The sequence below is a fragment of the Staphylococcus piscifermentans genome, from assembly GCF_900186985.1.
Lineage (GTDB): Bacteria > Bacillota > Bacilli > Staphylococcales > Staphylococcaceae > Staphylococcus > Staphylococcus piscifermentans.
This window is the reverse complement of record NZ_LT906447.1, coordinates 199117-217165: the sequence shown is the minus strand read 5'-3', so window position 1 is coordinate 217165 and position 18049 is coordinate 199117. Positions and strand designations below refer to the sequence as shown.

Genomic DNA, 18049 nt, shown 5'->3' with positions numbered 1-18049 from the left:
TCCTAAAATATAAACTTACACTCAAACATTAACACAATTGCACAACTAATTTAAACAGTTTTCTTTATTTTTTACAATTTTTTAAAATCAAATACTTGTAAATCAATTAGTTAATACTTATATGTATTATCTGATATCCTATCCATTTGTACTTGTTTCAATGGTTTATGACATATTAATTAATATATTATAAATCCTTCTTCTTAAAAAAATGTCGATAAATTGACATAATAAACAAAATAAAAACCCAGACACAATCTGGGTTTTATTTAATTACGCTTAATTATTCAGTTATTCTATATCCTTAAATCCAGTAAATAAAACTAATTTATCTCTTGTTTTAAAAAAACCATGATGATTATAATTTCCTATCACAAATTTATCATTTTCAAGCAATATGCTTTTATACTCTTTCACTAGCTTTAACAAATCATCTACGTTAAATGTTTGCCGTTCTTTTGTCCGGTATCTACCAGTCAAATTAATCGCGCTTGAATCAGACAAACCTAAATTACTTATCACTTTTTCCACATAATTTTTACGTTGCCTATTGTTTGGATATAATTCATATGCAAGTTGGTAAACTAAAGAAGGATGAGGTATTGCTTTCATAGTTTCTATCAAGTCTGAAAAAGAAATTTTTCTTCCTGTAAAGAATTCTTTATTATTTGTAGGCCACTCCTTCATTGTGACTAGATAATTTTCTTTTTTTCTAGTTTTTGCATCAATGTAATACAATAAAGGAGATAAACCTTCAATTGTAGCTGAACCGGCTCTATTATTTTCTTCTTCAATTTCTTTTGTCTTAAGGTTATAAACCAGATAAGCTTTTCCTTTGTTCACAACTTCTTCATACAATTTCTCTGCTTCTCCGCTTCGTCTATAGTGCAATAAAGATGGAGATAATTTTTGTGCTATTTTCGGAAAATCAGTTTTTGTTACTGAAGATTTCATTAGCACAAGTGCATCTTGGTTTATTAAAAAACATAAATCATGTAATAATAATTGCGGGTTTCGATACCAAGTAATATGTTTTCCTTTAACTTTATTTACTACTTTACGTAACGGTTCATCCATACATAAAATATAATCTGCTTTTGATTTTTCTAATATCGGCACTAATTCCGCATGAACCTTGTCCGTCTTATCTCCTAAGTCACTTATTTGCCCTAATGCAATAATCTTATGACCCTGAAAAAATGGGCTTTGAGAATTAAAAGCTTGGATTGCATTAATCATAGCTGGTAGCGATGCATTATGCGTATCATCTAATAAAGTTGCATCTTCTGTAGCGGAATGAATATCTTTAAATTCCAACACTTTCTTAAATAATTGAGTATGTCTTAAATTTTCAAGATTCTCTTCAATATTTGTGTCTAAATATTTTAATGATAATAAAACTGCCAATGCATTTTCTACCATTCCGTTACTAACTGAAGGCAAAGTAAAATGTATACCATCATTTGTTTTTACTTCTGCTGCTTTTTTTATCGGAGTAATCGACTCAGCAAATAAATCAGCTTTTGGATTTTTAGTACTGTAACCATAAACATTCGATGTAAATTTTAATGCTGTCTTCCTTAAATAATCATGATGCAATGTATCGGCATTATAAATCGCAATTCCATCTTTATTTAAACCTGCAAATATTCTCGCCTTAAACTTTGCTATTTCTTCAGTAGAACCAATTGTTGATAAATGTGCTGATCCAATTCCTGTTACAATTGCTATGTTCGGCTTTAAAACTAAAGCCATATTTCCTCTGTTGTTTAATGCATTTAAGGAGGTTTCAAAAATCGCTATATCTGGATTAGATGCTAATTTGCACATATGTAAATAAATTGCGCTTCGTGTATTACTATTACCACGATTTTCTTGCACATTCAAAGGAGCTAAAGCTGCTGTAAGCATTAATCTTGTAGAACTTTTCCCCATTGATCCTGTTAGACATATGACAGGATTGCTAAAATGCTTACGAATATACAGTGCTAATATTTTCATAGCTTTAATGGAATTATTAACTATAATTTGCGGGATTTTATTTTCTAAACCTTCTACATAAGATTCAGTAATAATTAACCCTATATTTTTAATATTTTTAGGAATTTGGCTGTTTCCGTCATTCATTACCTTTGATTTATTTAAATATTTCTGCCATGATAATTTACTGATAGAAATAAATGCAGTATGTGATGATTTTACGTGTAACATTTGATATTCAAAATCACTAATAATATTATTTTCTTTTCCTTTCGCATCTAACAATTTGGCATCTAATATGTCGGCGATTAAACCTAATGTGTACATAGTTTTGTTCACTCCTACTTATTTTAAAATGATACAATTTAATTGAATTGGAGGTTGAGTCATATGTCTACTGACAAACATGAAAAAAGTCTTGAAGAAATTAATAAAGAAATTGAAGAAGAATTAAGAAACTATGACCCTGAAAAAGAAGAAAAGAAAAAACAAAGTATAATTTTTACAAAACCTCGTCTGTTAGTTATTATCATCGTGTTATGTTTAGGTCTTTATAGAATCTTACATTTCTTTTTCTAATTATTCCAAAATAATTAATGATAGTTTAACACAACATTTTATTTTTTGCTTTTTCAAAAAAGAAGTCCAGACTGATAACAGCTGAACTTCTTACTTTATGCATTATATTTTTGTAAAAGCTTTTTCGGAATATGGCAATAGTCATCAGGATGCTTGTCTAATCGATTTTGATGTTCTTCAGCGCTAGGAATGTAGTTAGTAAGCGGCAAGACTTCTACAGTGATACGGCGACTGTCAGGACGGTCTTGAATATACGCTTTCGCTTCCTCTAAATGACTTGCTTGTTCGCTATAGACACCAGTTCGGTATTTAGGGCCAATATCCTCGCCTTGCTGATTTCTGCTATACGGATCAATGATTTCGAAAAGATGACCTGTTAAATCTTCAGCACTGACCTGATCAGCATTGAATGTTGTTTTAACACACTCTACATATCCGTCATATTGCCCTTCTAAATTTCGAGTACTCCCATTGGCTCTGCCCGCTTCTGTCTCTACCACTCCTGGCAGTGTTTTGACGAAAGCTTGTACACCCCAAAGACATCCTCCTGCTAAATATATTACTTCGTTCACGCTGCATTACTCCTTTTGCCCATTATTTTATTATATTCCGGGAATATAATAAGCTACAATCAATTATTCCGATCAAGGTGGCGATGGATTCGTGAAATTTCTTTATCATATTATTGCTATTCTAGTGCTTTCCACTTTTTTATACTTATTTTTTGTTATCACAGATACTTTAGGAACACATCATTTAGCTGAACTTTTGATGAATATTGACTTCCTCCCCGGATTTCGGCATGCTGGATTCTTTTCATCACTGTTATTTCATCTCGGTACTACTACTGCTGTCTATATTGCTTTCCAATGTATCAAAAATTCTCATTTTTATCCAATAGGAATCATCATTTCAATTATCATGTTTGGAATGCTATATCCATTTTTAATCACCATGTCTGTGCGTTCGATGTTTGTTTTCTCTTGGGGAGATTATGCCATTTGGATGCTCGGTCATATTTTATTCTTAGTGTTAATTGATTTATCTTTACGTTTCGAAAAAAATTTCACTCACCATTAACTTTTTTATTTCCCAGGTAATACTAAAAAACTCCTCTTTCACCAAGAGGAGCTCTTTTTAAAGTAATTTCTTTTTCGTAAATTTATTCATGAACCAACGTACCAATAATGATAATGTAATAAATAAACCAATATAGCCAAAGACTTTGAAGACAAAGTTCACTAAGTCTACGAAACCTACGAAGCTTAAAATGTAAGCGAGTATAAGAGTTACACTAAGCATGATAATATATTTTTTGGAAGTCGGATCGGTAAACCGTGTAAGGAATGGATAAATCATTCCGATACAACTGTTAAAAATAACCCCGAACATGACAGCTGACATTAGGTAAGATAAGAATGGATGAATATCATTCGCTAAAAGCAATGTAGGTATATCCACAGTATTTGCTTTCTGTAAATTCGCTAATAAGCCGCCAATCATAATCAACAATAGAAGACTGAACGTTAAACCTCCGAAATAAGCGCCTCGACGTGCTACTTTATGATTGAGCGCATCATTACCTACGATAGTTAAGAAACTGAAACTGTTTCCGATAATCAAACCGCCATATACTATCGCATCCCACCACCAAAAGTGACTAGATGTTTTAGAAGGCTTCGTATAATGACTTACATCGGAAAAATGTACAGCTGGATGTAAGATGTTAGTCCCTGCGATAATCAAGACTGCAATGACTAAAAAAGGTGTAACTGCGCCTAAAACAGTTAAAATCTTATCAAATTTCAATTGCAGTACTATAAACAACAGTACAACAATTGCTAATGAGCCTATCCAACTTGGTACGTTAAATCCTTGTTCCAGCGCTGAACCTCCGCCAGCAACCATTACTACTGTTAAACCGAACAAGAAGAAAATGATTAAATAATCAATGATTCTTCCTAGTATATTCCCAAATAAATGATTGAGTGAAATATCATAGCTGTCCGCTTCTAAACGATATCCCATTTTGGCAATTTGACGCGTTCCGAACGTTACAATAACCCCTGTCAGAATTGCGCCTAGATAAGCATAGTTACCATGGTTGACGAAGAACTGCAAGAGTTCTTGTCCGGTAGTAAATCCCGCTCCGACTATGAAACTTAAATACGCCAGAGCTATTCCTATCGATGCCTTATTAACTTTGCTTAACATGAAATCCCTTTCTCCCTTCGAAAAATAAAATTAACAATACTTTAACATTATAGCATAATTTCATTTTGCGTTTTTTTCTTAACGGAAATAAATCATTTTAACCTAAAGAAAAAATGAGAATTTATCACATTTTAATATTTTGAGAAAAATTCACTTGCCCTCTAAAATGGACAATGAAAGATAACTTCTAATATAAAGGAGAGATAAAATGAAGGGCAAAACAGCAATTGTCACAGGCTCAAGTCATGGTATCGGCGCCGCTACAGCAAAGTTATTAGGACAACGCGGTGCAAATGTAATCGTAAATTATTTCTCAAGTGCAGATGCTGCTGAAAAAGTAGTAGAATTTATTGAAGAAAACGGTGGCAAAGCTATTGCCGTCAAAGGTGATGCAAGATGCAAAGAAGATATTGATAACATTGTTAAGGAAGCCATCAATACCTTTGGCAGTATTGATATTTTTGTGCATAATGCAGGAATGCAGTTCCCAATGAAATCATTTGCGGAAATGGAATGGGAAGAATTTATTCATAAAACAGATGATGAGTTACAAGCTGCTTTCTTTGGAACTAAAGCTGTGATTGAACATATGAAGGAACAGCAATACGGCAAGTTAGTCTATATTTCAAGCGGGTTGAGCAAGCGCGCCGCTCCTAACTTCTTAGCCCACGGGGTGTCTAAGAGCAGTCTCAACGCATTCGTTAAATACATTGCAGACGAATATGCCGATCAAGGTATCACCGCTAATACTGTAGCTCCGGGCATGGTTGACACTAATGCGACTTCTGGCATGCCTCAAGAGTATAAAGACAAACAAGCTTCTTTCGTACCAATGAAACGCATTGCTCAACCTGAAGACGTGGCTAAAGCAGTAGCATTTTTCGCAAGTGACGACAGCGCTTATATAACAGGAAGTTATATGCCAGTCAGCGGTGGCAGCGAAATGATATAAATAAGCAAATTTAATCAGGGGTTGGGACATGATGAGTCGTCTCAGCCCCTGTTCTGCGTTGTATTAAGTTTTTTGGTTGGGTAAAGATGGATAAAGTGAGGGAAGTGTATAGGCTCGCAATCATTGCCTATACAATTTCGGGCCAAAGTGTATAAGCTCGCAATCCTTGCCTATACAGTTCAGGGCAAAAGTGTATAGGCTCGCAATCCTTGCCTATACAGTTTCGAGCTAAAGTGTATAAGCTCGCAATTCCTGCCTATACAGTTTAAGACCAAAGTGTATAGGCTCCCCGCTCCTGCCTATACACTTCTCCAACCCCCACCATCAAATCCTACTAAATAGCAAAAAAAGTTGGAACAAATTAATGTCCCAACTCCCGTAACCCTTAATATTTATAAGGATCTTCATTATTTCGATCTTTAGCGACTTCATTCGCTTTATCATAATTATAATAACCATCTTCAGTTAAAGTATCTCTTTGAGGTTTCTTAACTAGAAGTAAAATACCTGCGATAATCCATAAAATCGCTACAACCCAGTTTCCTAATAGGGAAATAACGCCAGCGATTAAAATTAAAATACCTGCTGTTTTAGCGTTTTTATTGATAAACACGCCACCTATAATAGCTATTACCAAAGTAATCAGACCTAGAATTAAAACAAAGATTCCTACATTTTGGAATAATGAGGCTGTCATAGTAGCGTCTTCATAAGTGATGTTGCCATCACCTTCTTGCATACCTTGAATGAATGAATCTGCACTCATAAAGGGCAACACCAAGCCGATTAATAACAGGCCGATTGCTGATAGACCCACGCCAATCCATGTTAAAATGTGTTCTGCTGTTCTTTTAATCATGTTAATTCCTCCTCCCTTATAATTAAACAAATAATTTAGAATAATATGATTATCAACACTAGTATATCGAATTGTATACTTATATGTCTATACTTAAATTATAATTTTTTGTATTATTTAAAATTTAAATATATAACCTAGAATTAAAGTTATAAGAATGTCCCACCCACAGTCTTTAATACGAGTGGGACAGAAATCAATTATTGTATTAAGTTATTTTTGCGATCCATGTATTCTTGATAATCTCTCAAATATTCCTGTTCAGCATTTGAAGCTCTGTCTGCTGAATTCATCGCACGATGCCACAATGGATAAATTGGCTCAGGTATGGTTAATTCATTGATGGCACGCATTTCATCAGCAGTTAACTGTAATTGATAAGAAGCGATATTGTCGTGCAACTGTTCTTTATTACGTGCTGCTATGACGATAGAATCGACATTGGGTCTGTCACGCAGCCAAGCTAAGACAATTTGCGGTATCGTTGCACTATGGCGGTGCGCAATTTCTGCTACTGTGTCGATGAGTTGATAGAACAAATCGTGATTTTTCACATATGGCTCAGGCCAACCGTCACCTTGTCTAGTATTCGGTTCACCCTTTTTATCCCGGGTAATCTTACCTGTTAACAATCCTTCTCCCAATGGCGACCAAATACTATTGCCAACTCCTAATTCTGTACCAGCCGGAAGCAACTCATATTCCGCTTCACGCGATTCCGGCGTATAGTAAATTTGTTGCGCAATTGGCGGTATCATATTATTTTGCGTCGCATACGTATGCGTTTGTGCTAAATTCCAGCCGCTGTAATTCGATACGCCCCAATAACGAATCTTGCCTTTTCGAATCAAGTCATTCATCGTTTGTATTGTTTCTTCTACGGGAATTTGCCCGTCCCACGTATGTACGTAATACAAATCTACGTAATCTGTGCCTAGTCTCTTTAATGAATGATAAATAGAGCGCTCAATATTCAACCTTGAAGCACCTACGTTATTCGGATTATCATTATAAGGGAATCCCGTCTTCGTACTAATCACCATTTCATCGCGATGATTGCGAATGCCCTTACCTAACGCAATTTCAGAGTCGCCTTTCGAATATAAATTGGCTGTATCAAATTGGTTGATGCCTTGGTCTAACGCATAATCAATAAAGTACGCGACTTCTTCTTCACTCATTCCACCTGCATTTTCAAATCCATTACTTCCTGCAAAAGGAATCGTACCTAATGCATATCTTGAAACGTTCAATCCTGAATTACCTAAACGTGTATAATCCACACTTAACGCCTCCTCATTATCTCTATATAATATTAAAATTCCCTTTTCAGTTCTGATACAATCATCAAATGTGCTCTCGTTTTTGAAAAAATAAGAATTTTACGCTCCATAAAAGGTCATTCACACGTATCAACTATATTTTTTAAAAAATAAATTTGACTCTACAAACCTAGTGGTTGACAGGTTTTACAAAAAGATTTGAACTTTAGTAGAATTTTAAGTGTTTCATACCAAATACACGGGGTAACCCATAACTGTACTTAAATTTGAAGGAGGAATAAATTATGAACTTTGATGATATCAAGAAAAAAGGCGAAGATCATTTAAACGAACACAAAGATGAGTACATCGAGAAAGGTAAAGAGTACGCTAAAGATAAATTAGGCGGCGACAAAAAAGATAAAAAAGACGATAAATAAACATATTTTAGAAATATGATTGAGATATTATTTGAGATGAGATTAGGTACATTGTGTACTTAGTCTCATTTTTTATTTTAATAATGATAAGTTAAAGTTATTTTACAAGTTTATAAATCATCATTATCTAAAAATTACAAAAACACGTATAATAAAGGGCATATTATCCAAAGGAGGCGACATCATGAACCAACACGCACATCGACAATTATTGTTAGGTATGGCTTCTTTATTCATTGTCATGGCAATCGGGCGCTTTGCTTATACGCCGATTTTACCATTCATGCAACATGCGGAACATATGAGCGATCAGGCTGCCGGATTACTAGCCACAATTAATTATCTCGGCTATTTAATTGGTGCAATTATTCCCATGTTTTTCATTTTCAAAAGCAAAGTCGTGGATGTCAAAATCTATCTCATCCTGAACATCCTCTCTATTATCTTGATGGGATTCACGACAAATTACATACTCTGGTCCATTCTACGTCTGATTGCTGGCATTACTAGCGGGACCGTCTTTGTACTCGCTTCGAACGTCGTCTTAGAAGCTTTGCGCCAAGCACACAAAGAAGGAATCTCCGGATTATTATACAGTGCGGTAGGTCTAGGGTTATTCTTCAGCAGCATCTACGTTTTCTTCTTTACAGATGAATCGACTTGGCAAATGACCTGGGTTATTCTAGGCGCCATCTCCCTAGTACTGGGCTTATTAGTGATTTTCTTGATGAAAGAAAACCCGCCTAGAGAGTTGCCTGGAAATAGTGATACCACTAATGGAGATAAGACTGCCCACCGTCTTAACCCAAAATTTATGCGTTGGTTCTCAATTGCTTATTTCTGCGAAGGTGCCGGTTATATTATTACAGGAACCTTCTTAGTAGCTATTATCAAATCAATTCCCACCTTCTCAGAATACGCAGCTTTAAGTTGGATGTTTGTGGGTCTAGGAGCTATCCCTTCAACAGTGGTTTGGTCATTAATTGCTGAAAAACTAGACTACAGTAAAGCAACATACATGGCTTTCGGCCTCCAAATTATCAGCGTCTGTCTTCCTGTTCTTTCACATAACATCGCCAGCCTGATTATCAGTTCTCTCTTATTCGGGAGTACCTTCTTGGGCCTTACTACTTTGTTTATGTCTAAAGGTCAAATGTTAATGTTCCAAACGGGAAGTCAGTCTAACTTCATAGCAACCCTCACAGTGATTTACAGTGTAGGCCAAATGATTGCACCTTTTGTATCAGGATATTTGATTGGAGAGTCCGGTAATTATAATTCTGCATTATTGTTTGCCACAGCAATTTTAGTCCTCGGTTTGATCAGCAGCTGGCTCAGTTACCGCGCTTTGCAAAAAGAAGAAGGTACAGCTTAAAGTTTGCTTTTATGACAAGAGGGAATGTTTTTAACAACAAGGGAGGAATCCAATATGCCTTTTGTAGAAGACAGAATGATGAAAGATTTAGAAGAAAAACCTTCTCGCGTAGAAGAAGGAGACTTTAACACTGATCAAGAGATGCAACAGAATGCATTTGAACGTTTAGGTAAAGACGTAGTCATCATAGAGATTCTTTCAATAATGAATATTGTATTTGCTGTTACAACGTTCACATTACTTGGTTTATTTATTAGAGCAACTAAAGACAAATAATTTAACTTGCAACCCCAAGCAGCATGGCTGTTTGGGGCTTTAATTTACATTTCTTCCATAAATAATTTCTCTGCTCGGATAGTATCTAATACTTTCACACTCTTGTCTAAAGTAATTTGTCCTTGTGGCTCGGCCAGTAAGTAGAATGTAATCCCTAGCTTACGGCAAATATATAATACTGCATGTTTATTATTCTCACTGCTTTGCAGTAAAAAAACTTTTAAGTCTTGCAACTCATCCATTGATATAATGCTCTTAGTTAACACATCATTTAAGATAGTCCCTACATAGACTGCTTTTTCTTCTGGATATTTGTCCAACAAGCCTTCTCCAACTTCGCTCATAAAATAACGTGACCACTGACTTATCAATGTTTCATTACTTACCGCATTATTTTCCACAGCTCCACTCTCTTCAGCAAACTTCTTCGCTAATTCATCTAACGAATATTCATTTTTATATTTTTGTATATCTTTAATACGCTTTAACGCCTTATCCTTTGGTAAAAAAGATTCCTGGCCTGTATAAGTAGATTTGCGGATAAACCATTCATCAGGGATTAAGTTCTTGCGCTTCCAACGATAGAGCTGGCCATAAGTAATGTCGCACTTTAATAAAAGTTCTTTCTTACTAATAAGTTGTTCTTTCATGTCACGATACCTCCTAATAACAGCGTAACATAACATTGTTACATATAGTAGCTGAACTTGTTTAAAGGCATTAAAATAAGCTTGCATGCCATTTTCGCACACAAGCTTAATCTTTCACTCTTTATAACTTTGTTTATAACCTTTAATGATTTCAGATACTAATACTCCGGCGGCTACTACTGCAAAAAGACTAATTACGGCAATCAGAAATAAGTGCGGTGTAAGATAGCTGTTCATTACTATCTCTAAAACGATAAGTAAAAACACAATTGCAGACAGCACTGCGATTTTCATCGAATCCATTAGGTTAACCACCTTATACATATTTTATTCTCTAAGCGAATCTGAAACTATTTCTTGTTCTTCTTAACAACTTCCATTACGATTAGTACCACTAGAATTAACAAAATAACACTAATTACAATAACTACATATTTCGGTAATCCTACTGTAGCAACTAATATCATTTCTACGATAACTATGAAGCACATCAGCGCTACGTATATTAACATTTTTGGAACATTCATTTGGCAATCATCCAATCATCTATTTATCTTTTAGTTGATTATACCCGTCATTTCTTTTTATCATCATTCTTTTTCTTCTTCTTGTTCCTCGGATTACCTATTTCTGTAAATATCGCAAGCGCTAAGGCCAAACCTAAGACATAGAGATAATTTACATCATCAAATACAAAGTATTCAAAGAGGAACATGATATCAAAATAGAACATAAATCTGATAATCATTGCTATTAATCTCTTCATGTATATTCTCTCCTTATACCCTTTATATCATAGAAATTTCTATTTCTTAAAGAAATAGCTTTTATTCAGAGAGATGTAATACCTACCGCAGACTTCCTTCAAGACAAACGTGAAGAAATTGAGCGTCATTTAGATCCGCTTTAAGCACAAAACAAGCTGCCCCAGGACAATACTATGTCCTAGAGCAGCTTGGCTTTTTAGACTCCCTCAACACTTACCTTATGCTAAAACGTCTTGATATTCAGGTGTTTCATCAATCACTTTTTTCGCAAATGGGCAAGAAGGAATAATTTTTAAATTGTTTTCTTTTGCGTATTCTACTACTCTTTGTACTAATTGTGTGCCAATACCTTGTCCTTCTAAGCTGCTGCTGACGCCAGTATGATTGACATCGATTTTATCTTCGCCAGCTGATACGTACGTAATCTCTGCTTCTGGTTGTTCTTCAGAATCTCCAATGTAAAATTTATTATTACCTTGTTTAATTTCTGCCATGTTTATCAACCTCGCTTTTAGATTTGTGGCTATAAATTTTATACCACTTTAAGATTGGGATAAACATTTACACTTTAATTGTGCTTCGCTTCTATTTCTAGCTCGAGGGTATCTTTAGGGATTCGAACTCTTCAATGGGTTCTTTTTCAAAAAATGGTTGAAAGCAGTGGAAATGTTTATCTCTATTCTATAAAATGATTATGTATCTTGAAATTAGCACCACGATAAAACATGATTTAAGGAGTCACTATGCATGGGAAAAGCATTTAAAAGAATAGCAGCGGTTGTGGTTACAGCCTTGTTAGTTACAGGTATTGCCGTAAGCGGTGTGATTGCGTATCAAAAATATATGAAGAGTGATCAAGCAAGTGCTCTGAAATATTATGAAAAGAAAAACGCTAAGGACAAAGAAACCGACAAAGATAAATCAGATAAAAAGAAAAAAGTTGAAACAAAACAAGATAATGAGCCGGCTCAAGAAGGTACTTCTCAATATCAGCAAGATGCTGGCCAAAGCCAACAAACACAACAACGTTCTTATTATGTTGCGCCTAAACAAGAACCAGTTCAACGGGTGCAGACAACACGTGAAGCACCTAAAGAAACTGAAAAGCCAAAAGCAGCACCAGTGCAACCTACCCAAAATCAAGCACAACCTAAGCAATCTCAACAACCTGCACAACCACAGCAAAACCAAACACAAAATAATACACCTGCTCAAAAGGCACAACCTGCTCCGCAAAAGCCAGCCGAAAACTCTAACTCTGGCGGACATTAGTCTATCTGAAGAACCACTTTCAATTGCTGAAGTGGTTCTTTTTGTTGGTTCTATATCAATACCTGTTCACCATTTATTTCCCCGGAAATAGTGTAGGCAGTGGCTTGGAGTGAAATTATTTTTGCAGTGTTAATCGTAGTGTTTATCATCTTGCGCTATGCCAGTTATTTATTTGCTATTCATAAACTTCCTTAGCTTGCGAATTTGAGCATGGAGCATTGCATCTTTTGTGTTTTTTGTTAAGATATGATAGGAGAAAAATTTGCGAATTACATGGAAAAACGCTTGAATAACGAATGAAATCACATGGCAGAAGGCTCAAAATCAGTCTTCTGCATCATGAACGTCTGCCCTTTTTCCTTTACAATAAATTAAAAGAGAGAATATGAGGAGTATCAAATTATGGATTATAGAGTATTGTTATATTATAAATATGTCACAATTGACGACCCCGAAACTTTTGCAGCAGAGCACTTAGAATTCTGTAAAGCACATAATTTAAAAGGCCGTATTTTAGTATCCACTGAAGGTATTAACGGCACTTTATCCGGCACTAAAGAAGATACAGATCAATATATTGCACACATGCGTGCAGATGAACGTTTCCAAGATATCACTTTCAAAATCGACGAAGCAGAAGAACATGCTTTCAAAAAAATGCATGTGCGTCCAAGAAAAGAAATCGTTGCGCTCGATTTAGACAATGATATTGATCCACGCGAAACAACAGGCAAATATTTATCACCTTCTGAATTCCGCGACGCTTTAGAAGATGACGAAACGATTGTTATTGATGCACGTAACGATTACGAATTCGATCTAGGCCACTTCCGTGGTGCCGTGCGTCCAAACATTACACGCTTCAGAGACCTACCCGACTGGATTAAAGAGAATAAAGACATGTTCATGGATAAGAAAATCGTCACTTATTGCACAGGCGGTATTCGTTGTGAAAAATTCTCTGGTTTCCTTTTAAAAGAAGGATTTGAAGATGTGGCCCAACTTGAAGGCGGGATTGCTACTTATGGTAAAGACCCTGAGACGAAAGGTGAACTTTGGGACGGCAAAATGTACGTGTTTGATGAACGTATCAGTGTCGATGTGAACCAAGTTGAAAAAACAGTCATCGGTAAAGAATGGTTCGATGGTACGCCATGCGAACGCTATATCAACTGCAGCAATCCTGAATGTAATAAACAAATCTTGGTTTCTGAAGAAAACGAACACCGTTATCTAGGCGCTTGCTGTAAAGAATGTGCTGAGCACGAACGTAACCGCTATGTTGCTAAACACAATATCAGCGATGAGGAAAAAGAAAGACGTTTAGAAAACTTTAAAGAGACCGTTCAACAATAAGAGGAGAAGCGGATGCATTTATAGGATGTGTCCGCTTTTTGTCATTTTTGAAATAATATTACACTCCCCGAAATATTAGGCTATAATGAAATAGTATATAAAATAGAATAGTTAAAAGTGTTATGTAGTATTTGTGAGATAGCAGTTTAAACCATCTCAATCATATCAAAGTTGTGAGATGGTTCATTTTTTTATCTTTTTTTAACAACTTCAACTTTTAACAACTTCAACAATTATTAGTGATTAGGCTCAGTGTAAATTCACCAAATGCTATCATGACTATAATTACTTCAAATGTTGTCATTTGGCCTATCCTTTCTAGAATTCAGTGACTCCATAAGTGCTATATTGATCATTAACTCTCTATTTTGTACACTTTACAGTTGTTTAGATTATATTTTTGCAATTGTAAAAAAGCGCCGTGCGCGAACACGACGCTTTTAGAGACCGTTAAAAAGACGGTTATAGTTAAATTTCTTAATAATAAGCCATCTAACTCATCAAAGTTGGAAGATGGCTTATTTTTTCTAAACGCAGTATCCATTTTCTTCTAAAAAGATTTCTCTTTATGTATTTGTGTGTACTTTTACTTTCTCTTATGCGATAATAAAGACGTAAAGAAAAGCGCCGTGCTCCAACACGACGCTTTCAGAGACCGTTTAAAAGACGGTGACATGATTTTATAGTTAAATAAACCATCTCAACCATATCAAAGTTGTGAGATGGTTTATTTTTTATCTTTTTCAGCGATATAAGTAATGATAAATATTAAGATTGTTATTTGCAGTTCACAAAAAGCAATCATGATACTTATTGTTTCATATACGCTCATTTGGCCTATCCTTTCTAAATTCAGTGACGCCATAGGCACCACCTCCTTCAAAATAGATTTGCCACCATCTATTCAACTTTCTCTTAGAAATATTATATTATTTTCCTCTCGGCTTTTCATCATGACATAAAAAAATAAATCTTTTTAACTTAATATCGTTCGACATTTGCATGTAAATAGCGACTGTATTTTTAACTTATGCTTAACTGGAAGTGTAATAAACAAGAAAAGCCAAGCATTTATTTGCCTGACTTATCATGATTCTACACTGCTGGTTCTTGACTAGAAATTTGATAATCTAGTTCAAATTCCGTTTTAGAAGTCATTTTTCTATATTGGTAAATAAAATAACCAATCCATAATAAAGTTAATCCGAAAGCTAAATAATAACTAACCGTAAGATTTATCCCGAAACCAATTTTCTGACTCAAAATATAAACAAAGATATTCCACGTCATAAATGTTGCAGGTACCGCTGCTACCCAGTAATTCTTCTTAGCCAGAAGAAGATACATAGCTCCAACCCACAGGGCTACTACTGCAGTAGTTTGATTTGCCCATGAGAAATAACGCCACAAAATTGTGAAATCAATTTGAGTTAATGCAAAGCTTATTATAAAGAGCGGCGCTGCTACAAAAATACGCTTTGCTAATTTACGTTGATCGATGTGTAGGTAATCTGCAATAATCATACGTGCACTTCTGAATGAAGTATCTCCACTGGTAATAGGTAGAACAATCACACCGAGTACAGCAATTGTTCCTAAAATAGAACCAAGCAACAAGTGTGCTGCTTTGCTGACTACTAAAGCAGCCTCTCCTTCAGCCAACACACCTTGCAAGCCTTCGTATCCATGAAATAAGCTCATACCAGCTGCTGCCCAAATCATAGCGATAATTCCTTCAGCAATCATCATTCCATAGAAAATGAATCGCCCATTTTTTTCATTATTTGTTGTTCTAGAAATAATTGGCGTTTGTGTCGCATGAAACCCTGATAATGCTCCACATGTAATAGTGAAGAAAAGCAAAGGAAAAATCGGTGCACCGTCGGGATGCATATTTTGTAAACTGATTTCCGGAATGTGTGCGCCTGTTTGAATTAAACGGAACCCCATGCCTACTGCACTCACAACTAAAAGCACACCAAAAAACGGATAAATACGACCAATAATTTTGTCGATTGGCAAAATAGTAGATAAAATATAATACACAAAAATCACAAAGATAATAATACCTAATGCAACACGCCCGTCCATTAAATTATGCAGTAATAGCGCTGGACTTGTTACAAATACAGTACCAGTTAAAAGAAACAAGAGAATAGAGAAAATATTAACGAAATGTTTCATCACTTTACCTAAAAACTTACTTGCAAGTTCAGGTAAGTGAGCCCCTTTATTTCGTATAGAAATCATTCCTGTAAGATAGTCGTGGACAGCCCCGGCAAAAATACAACCTACCACTATCCAAATAAAAGCAACCGGACCATATAAAGCTCCCATAATCGGTCCAAAAATCGGCCCAACTCCTGCAATATTTAAAAGCTGAATTAATGAATTAGATGAAGTTTTCATCGGCAGATAATCAACATTATCACGTTGATTATAAGCAGGTGTGGGTCGTGCTTGTTTTGGACCGAACATCTTATCGATATACCTCCCATATGTAAAGTAACCTAAAATTAACAAAATGACAGAAACTGTAAATGTTATCATTTTTGCTCCCCCTTTATTCGACGTATCTAAATGGACTAGTGTAAACGCTTACTCAATTTAATCATAAACTTTAAATTTTCACAATATTGTGAATACTTTAACATGATTTCGTTAGCCTTCCGATAATAAAAATAAAGATAAAGATAAAATCGAAGTTTTAAATTCAATGAATCGAATTGAACTATTAGACTTTTTATTAACATTTTTAAAATTAACTAATCAAGAAGGCTCAACCAAAGAAGAATATACAAATCTTTTAAAGCAAAACGATTTGAAAAAAGAGACACTTTTATCAGAATTAAACCAAAACTATTCGGAAAGGAAAAATGAATTATATAATAATTTTATTCAGAACAAGATAGCACCGATCCTTAAGAAAATTAATTCGCCTATAGAAATATCAAAGCTATTATTACTATTAGGGATGGTATTGATAAGCACAATAATTACACTTTATTTGACCCTTGGAGCCTGTGATTTTTTTATAAATAGGACCTATACTGTTAAATATGGAGTCCCAATAATTGCAACATTAACTTTTGCAATTATTTCAGTCACTTTCTCTCCATGGTTTAAAAGTGTACTAAATATTGATAAAGATTTATTAAAGTTTATAGCTATGTCCATTCTGGTTTCAGTATTTATAATTGTTAATTTTATTTATGGTAAGCGGGCATTAGTAGAAAGAGGCTTTTGGACTAATATTATTTTTACCAGCATTTTTTGCGGTATTGGTGCATTAATAATAGGTTATCTTGTGAGACTCTTAGCAGCTCCTTTTAAAATATTTAATAAAGATTATTCATCATTATTAGAAATTACAAAACAAAAAGCAAATGAAGATTTTAATAAGCATTTTTCAGACGAAACACTAAAGAACGAAATAGGTATTTATGAACAACAAAATTTAATAATTAAAGAACATAAGAATGTAGAAAGTAGATTACATCATCTTTATAACAATCATAAAAAAGATGTAAATGTAGAATATACTATTATGAACAAGTATGTACCTGTAGCATTTCAAGATTCTTCTCATATTTTACTGTTAATTGATGCTTTACAAAATGGTTACGCAAAAAACTGGCAAGAAGCAATCAAATGGGCTCATGAAGAGATAAAACATCAAGAGACTCAATATAATCTCAACCAAATATCTAACTCAATTGTCAATATAGGAAATAAGATTATTAATTACCAAGAAAATATTGTAAAACAAAATGAAGTTCAATTACACTTATTAGACAGTATTGACGATAGCATCAAGCAAAATACCCAAGAAATAATAGAAATGCAATATACGATTGATCAAAACTTTCAAACCCTACAGAGTCAAAATAATCGTATAATCAGCAAACTAAATAATATCGAATTAACTCAAATTTTCTCTCTATTAAGTAAAAAATAAAAAAGAACTATCTAATTCTGTACTACATTACTAAAATTGAACTCAAAAGTACAACCCTATAAGAGTTTTATGTACTTTTAACCTTCTCTTATGCGATAATAAAAATGTA

Annotated in this window: 22 protein-coding genes; 9 read left to right on the top strand and 13 right to left on the bottom strand. The window is 34.5% G+C overall.

From position 1 onward, the window contains the following. Window positions 1-291: 291 nt before the first annotated feature. On the bottom strand, window positions 292-2307 hold the full coding sequence (locus CKV71_RS00925; protein WP_095102862.1) for a Mur ligase family protein: 2016 nt from the start codon (window positions 2305-2307) through the stop codon (window positions 292-294). 63 nt (window positions 2308-2370) lie between these two features. Here CKV71_RS00925 and CKV71_RS00920 point away from each other — a divergent pair, with 63 nt between their 5' ends. Further along, on the top strand, window positions 2371-2559 hold the full coding sequence (locus CKV71_RS00920) for a hypothetical protein (protein ID WP_095102860.1): 189 nt from the start codon (window positions 2371-2373) through the stop codon (window positions 2557-2559). A gap of 95 nt (window positions 2560-2654) precedes the next feature. Here CKV71_RS00920 and CKV71_RS00915 read toward each other — a convergent pair whose 3' ends face one another. Further along, a complete protein-coding gene (locus CKV71_RS00915; protein ID WP_095102858.1) occupies window positions 2655-3131 on the bottom strand; it encodes a peptide-methionine (S)-S-oxide reductase in 477 nt (158 codons plus the stop codon). A 91-nt stretch (window positions 3132-3222) separates the two neighbouring features. Between CKV71_RS00915 and CKV71_RS00910 the strand changes: the two genes are divergently transcribed. Beyond that, window positions 3223-3639 carry a hypothetical protein gene (locus CKV71_RS00910; protein ID WP_095102856.1) on the top strand — a complete coding sequence of 139 codons (417 nt, stop codon included), beginning with the start codon at window positions 3223-3225 and terminating at the stop codon, window positions 3637-3639. A gap of 57 nt (window positions 3640-3696) precedes the next feature. Here the strand turns inward: CKV71_RS00910 and CKV71_RS00905 are convergent, their stop codons facing one another. After that, window positions 3697-4773, bottom strand: coding sequence for a YkvI family membrane protein (locus CKV71_RS00905; protein WP_095102854.1), 1077 nt, complete (start codon window positions 4771-4773; stop codon window positions 3697-3699). A gap of 208 nt (window positions 4774-4981) precedes the next feature. Between CKV71_RS00905 and CKV71_RS00900 the strand changes: the two genes are divergently transcribed. Then, on the top strand, window positions 4982-5725 hold the full coding sequence (locus CKV71_RS00900; protein ID WP_095102852.1) for an SDR family NAD(P)-dependent oxidoreductase: 744 nt from the start codon (window positions 4982-4984) through the stop codon (window positions 5723-5725). A gap of 385 nt (window positions 5726-6110) precedes the next feature. Here CKV71_RS00900 and CKV71_RS00895 read toward each other — a convergent pair whose 3' ends face one another. Together CKV71_RS00895 and CKV71_RS00890 are read right to left on the bottom strand one after the other, a co-directional pair. Continuing rightward, window positions 6111-6584, bottom strand: coding sequence for a DUF4064 domain-containing protein (locus CKV71_RS00895; protein ID WP_095102850.1), 474 nt, complete (start codon window positions 6582-6584; stop codon window positions 6111-6113). 200 nt (window positions 6585-6784) lie between these two features. Then, window positions 6785-7867 carry an aldo/keto reductase gene (locus CKV71_RS00890; protein WP_095102848.1) on the bottom strand — a complete coding sequence of 361 codons (1083 nt, stop codon included), beginning with the start codon at window positions 7865-7867 and terminating at the stop codon, window positions 6785-6787. Between the two features lie 284 nt (window positions 7868-8151). On the opposite strand from CKV71_RS00890, the gene CKV71_RS12730 reads away from it, so the two are divergent. From CKV71_RS12730 to CKV71_RS00880, 3 genes are all read left to right on the top strand, one after another. After that, window positions 8152-8286, top strand: a complete 135-nt coding sequence (locus CKV71_RS12730; RefSeq protein ID WP_257213610.1) for a hypothetical protein — start codon at window positions 8152-8154, stop codon at window positions 8284-8286. 184 nt (window positions 8287-8470) lie between these two features. Beyond that, a complete protein-coding gene (locus tag CKV71_RS00885; RefSeq protein WP_095102846.1) occupies window positions 8471-9661 on the top strand; it encodes a YbfB/YjiJ family MFS transporter in 1191 nt (396 codons plus the stop codon). Between the two features lie 54 nt (window positions 9662-9715). Continuing rightward, window positions 9716-9937 carry a hypothetical protein gene (locus tag CKV71_RS00880; RefSeq protein ID WP_095102844.1) on the top strand — a complete coding sequence of 74 codons (222 nt, stop codon included), beginning with the start codon at window positions 9716-9718 and terminating at the stop codon, window positions 9935-9937. Window positions 9938-9981: 44 nt separating this feature from the next. Here CKV71_RS00880 and CKV71_RS00875 read toward each other — a convergent pair whose 3' ends face one another. The 5 genes from CKV71_RS00875 to CKV71_RS00860 all read right to left on the bottom strand — a co-directional run bounded on the left by CKV71_RS00875 (window position 9982) and on the right by CKV71_RS00860 (window position 11848). Continuing rightward, a complete protein-coding gene (locus CKV71_RS00875; RefSeq protein ID WP_095102842.1) occupies window positions 9982-10587 on the bottom strand; it encodes a DUF4004 family protein in 606 nt (201 codons plus the stop codon). A gap of 114 nt (window positions 10588-10701) precedes the next feature. After that, entirely contained in the window at window positions 10702-10890 is a 189-nt protein-coding gene (locus CKV71_RS00870; RefSeq protein ID WP_095102840.1) for a hypothetical protein, read from the bottom strand. A 47-nt stretch (window positions 10891-10937) separates the two neighbouring features. Beyond that, window positions 10938-11114, bottom strand: coding sequence for a hypothetical protein (locus CKV71_RS12315; protein WP_157738562.1), 177 nt, complete (start codon window positions 11112-11114; stop codon window positions 10938-10940). Between the two features lie 47 nt (window positions 11115-11161). Continuing rightward, on the bottom strand, window positions 11162-11353 hold the full coding sequence (locus tag CKV71_RS00865; RefSeq protein WP_095102838.1) for a hypothetical protein: 192 nt from the start codon (window positions 11351-11353) through the stop codon (window positions 11162-11164). Between the two features lie 219 nt (window positions 11354-11572). Beyond that, window positions 11573-11848 carry a GNAT family N-acetyltransferase gene (locus CKV71_RS00860; protein ID WP_095102836.1) on the bottom strand — a complete coding sequence of 92 codons (276 nt, stop codon included), beginning with the start codon at window positions 11846-11848 and terminating at the stop codon, window positions 11573-11575. Between the two features lie 253 nt (window positions 11849-12101). Here CKV71_RS00860 and CKV71_RS00855 point away from each other — a divergent pair, with 253 nt between their 5' ends. Both CKV71_RS00855 and trhO read left to right on the top strand, forming a co-directional pair. Then, on the top strand, window positions 12102-12626 hold the full coding sequence (locus tag CKV71_RS00855; protein ID WP_095102834.1) for a hypothetical protein: 525 nt from the start codon (window positions 12102-12104) through the stop codon (window positions 12624-12626). A 402-nt stretch (window positions 12627-13028) separates the two neighbouring features. Continuing rightward, entirely contained in the window at window positions 13029-13982 is a 954-nt protein-coding gene (gene trhO, locus CKV71_RS00850) for an oxygen-dependent tRNA uridine(34) hydroxylase TrhO (RefSeq protein ID WP_095102833.1), read from the top strand. A 226-nt stretch (window positions 13983-14208) separates the two neighbouring features. On the opposite strand, the gene CKV71_RS12770 is transcribed toward trhO, so the two are convergent. The 3 genes from CKV71_RS12770 to CKV71_RS00845 all read right to left on the bottom strand — a co-directional run bounded on the left by CKV71_RS12770 (window position 14209) and on the right by CKV71_RS00845 (window position 16532). Beyond that, window positions 14209-14286 carry a putative holin-like toxin gene (locus CKV71_RS12770; RefSeq protein WP_222610230.1) on the bottom strand — a complete coding sequence of 26 codons (78 nt, stop codon included), beginning with the start codon at window positions 14284-14286 and terminating at the stop codon, window positions 14209-14211. A gap of 423 nt (window positions 14287-14709) precedes the next feature. Next, window positions 14710-14847 (bottom strand): putative holin-like toxin, encoded by a 138-nt coding sequence (locus CKV71_RS12310; protein WP_126557828.1) that lies wholly within the window; start codon window positions 14845-14847, stop codon window positions 14710-14712. A gap of 230 nt (window positions 14848-15077) precedes the next feature. Further along, window positions 15078-16532, bottom strand: coding sequence for a carbon starvation CstA family protein (locus CKV71_RS00845; RefSeq protein WP_095102831.1), 1455 nt, complete (start codon window positions 16530-16532; stop codon window positions 15078-15080). A gap of 166 nt (window positions 16533-16698) precedes the next feature. Between CKV71_RS00845 and CKV71_RS00840 the strand changes: the two genes are divergently transcribed. Next, window positions 16699-17940 carry a hypothetical protein gene (locus CKV71_RS00840; protein WP_095102829.1) on the top strand — a complete coding sequence of 414 codons (1242 nt, stop codon included), beginning with the start codon at window positions 16699-16701 and terminating at the stop codon, window positions 17938-17940. Window positions 17941-18049 lie beyond the last annotated feature (109 nt).

Coding starts and splice junctions, on each gene's coding strand:
- CKV71_RS00925 (WP_095102862.1), bottom strand. CDS start 2,307: ATGTACACATTAGGTTTAATCGCCGACATATTAGATGCCAAATTGTTA.
- CKV71_RS00920 (WP_095102860.1), top strand. CDS start 2,371: ATGTCTACTGACAAACATGAAAAAAGTCTTGAAGAAATTAATAAAGAA.
- CKV71_RS00905 (WP_095102854.1), bottom strand. CDS start 4,773: ATGTTAAGCAAAGTTAATAAGGCATCGATAGGAATAGCTCTGGCGTAT.
- CKV71_RS00900 (WP_095102852.1), top strand. CDS start 4,982: ATGAAGGGCAAAACAGCAATTGTCACAGGCTCAAGTCATGGTATCGGC.
- CKV71_RS00895 (WP_095102850.1), bottom strand. CDS start 6,584: ATGATTAAAAGAACAGCAGAACACATTTTAACATGGATTGGCGTGGGT.
- CKV71_RS12730 (WP_257213610.1), top strand. CDS start 8,152: ATGAACTTTGATGATATCAAGAAAAAAGGCGAAGATCATTTAAACGAA.
- CKV71_RS00885 (WP_095102846.1), top strand. CDS start 8,471: ATGAACCAACACGCACATCGACAATTATTGTTAGGTATGGCTTCTTTA.
- CKV71_RS00880 (WP_095102844.1), top strand. CDS start 9,716: ATGCCTTTTGTAGAAGACAGAATGATGAAAGATTTAGAAGAAAAACCT.
- CKV71_RS00875 (WP_095102842.1), bottom strand. CDS start 10,587: ATGAAAGAACAACTTATTAGTAAGAAAGAACTTTTATTAAAGTGCGAC.
- CKV71_RS00870 (WP_095102840.1), bottom strand. CDS start 10,890: ATGGATTCGATGAAAATCGCAGTGCTGTCTGCAATTGTGTTTTTACTT.
- CKV71_RS12315 (WP_157738562.1), bottom strand. CDS start 11,114: ATGAATGTTCCAAAAATGTTAATATACGTAGCGCTGATGTGCTTCATA.
- CKV71_RS00865 (WP_095102838.1), bottom strand. CDS start 11,353: ATGAAGAGATTAATAGCAATGATTATCAGATTTATGTTCTATTTTGAT.
- CKV71_RS00860 (WP_095102836.1), bottom strand. CDS start 11,848: ATGGCAGAAATTAAACAAGGTAATAATAAATTTTACATTGGAGATTCT.
- CKV71_RS00855 (WP_095102834.1), top strand. CDS start 12,102: ATGGGAAAAGCATTTAAAAGAATAGCAGCGGTTGTGGTTACAGCCTTG.
- trhO (WP_095102833.1), top strand. CDS start 13,029: ATGGATTATAGAGTATTGTTATATTATAAATATGTCACAATTGACGAC.
- CKV71_RS12770 (WP_222610230.1), bottom strand. CDS start 14,286: ATGACAACATTTGAAGTAATTATAGTCATGATAGCATTTGGTGAATTT.
- CKV71_RS12310 (WP_126557828.1), bottom strand. CDS start 14,847: ATGGCGTCACTGAATTTAGAAAGGATAGGCCAAATGAGCGTATATGAA.
- CKV71_RS00845 (WP_095102831.1), bottom strand. CDS start 16,532: ATGATAACATTTACAGTTTCTGTCATTTTGTTAATTTTAGGTTACTTT.
- CKV71_RS00840 (WP_095102829.1), top strand. CDS start 16,699: ATGAATCGAATTGAACTATTAGACTTTTTATTAACATTTTTAAAATTA.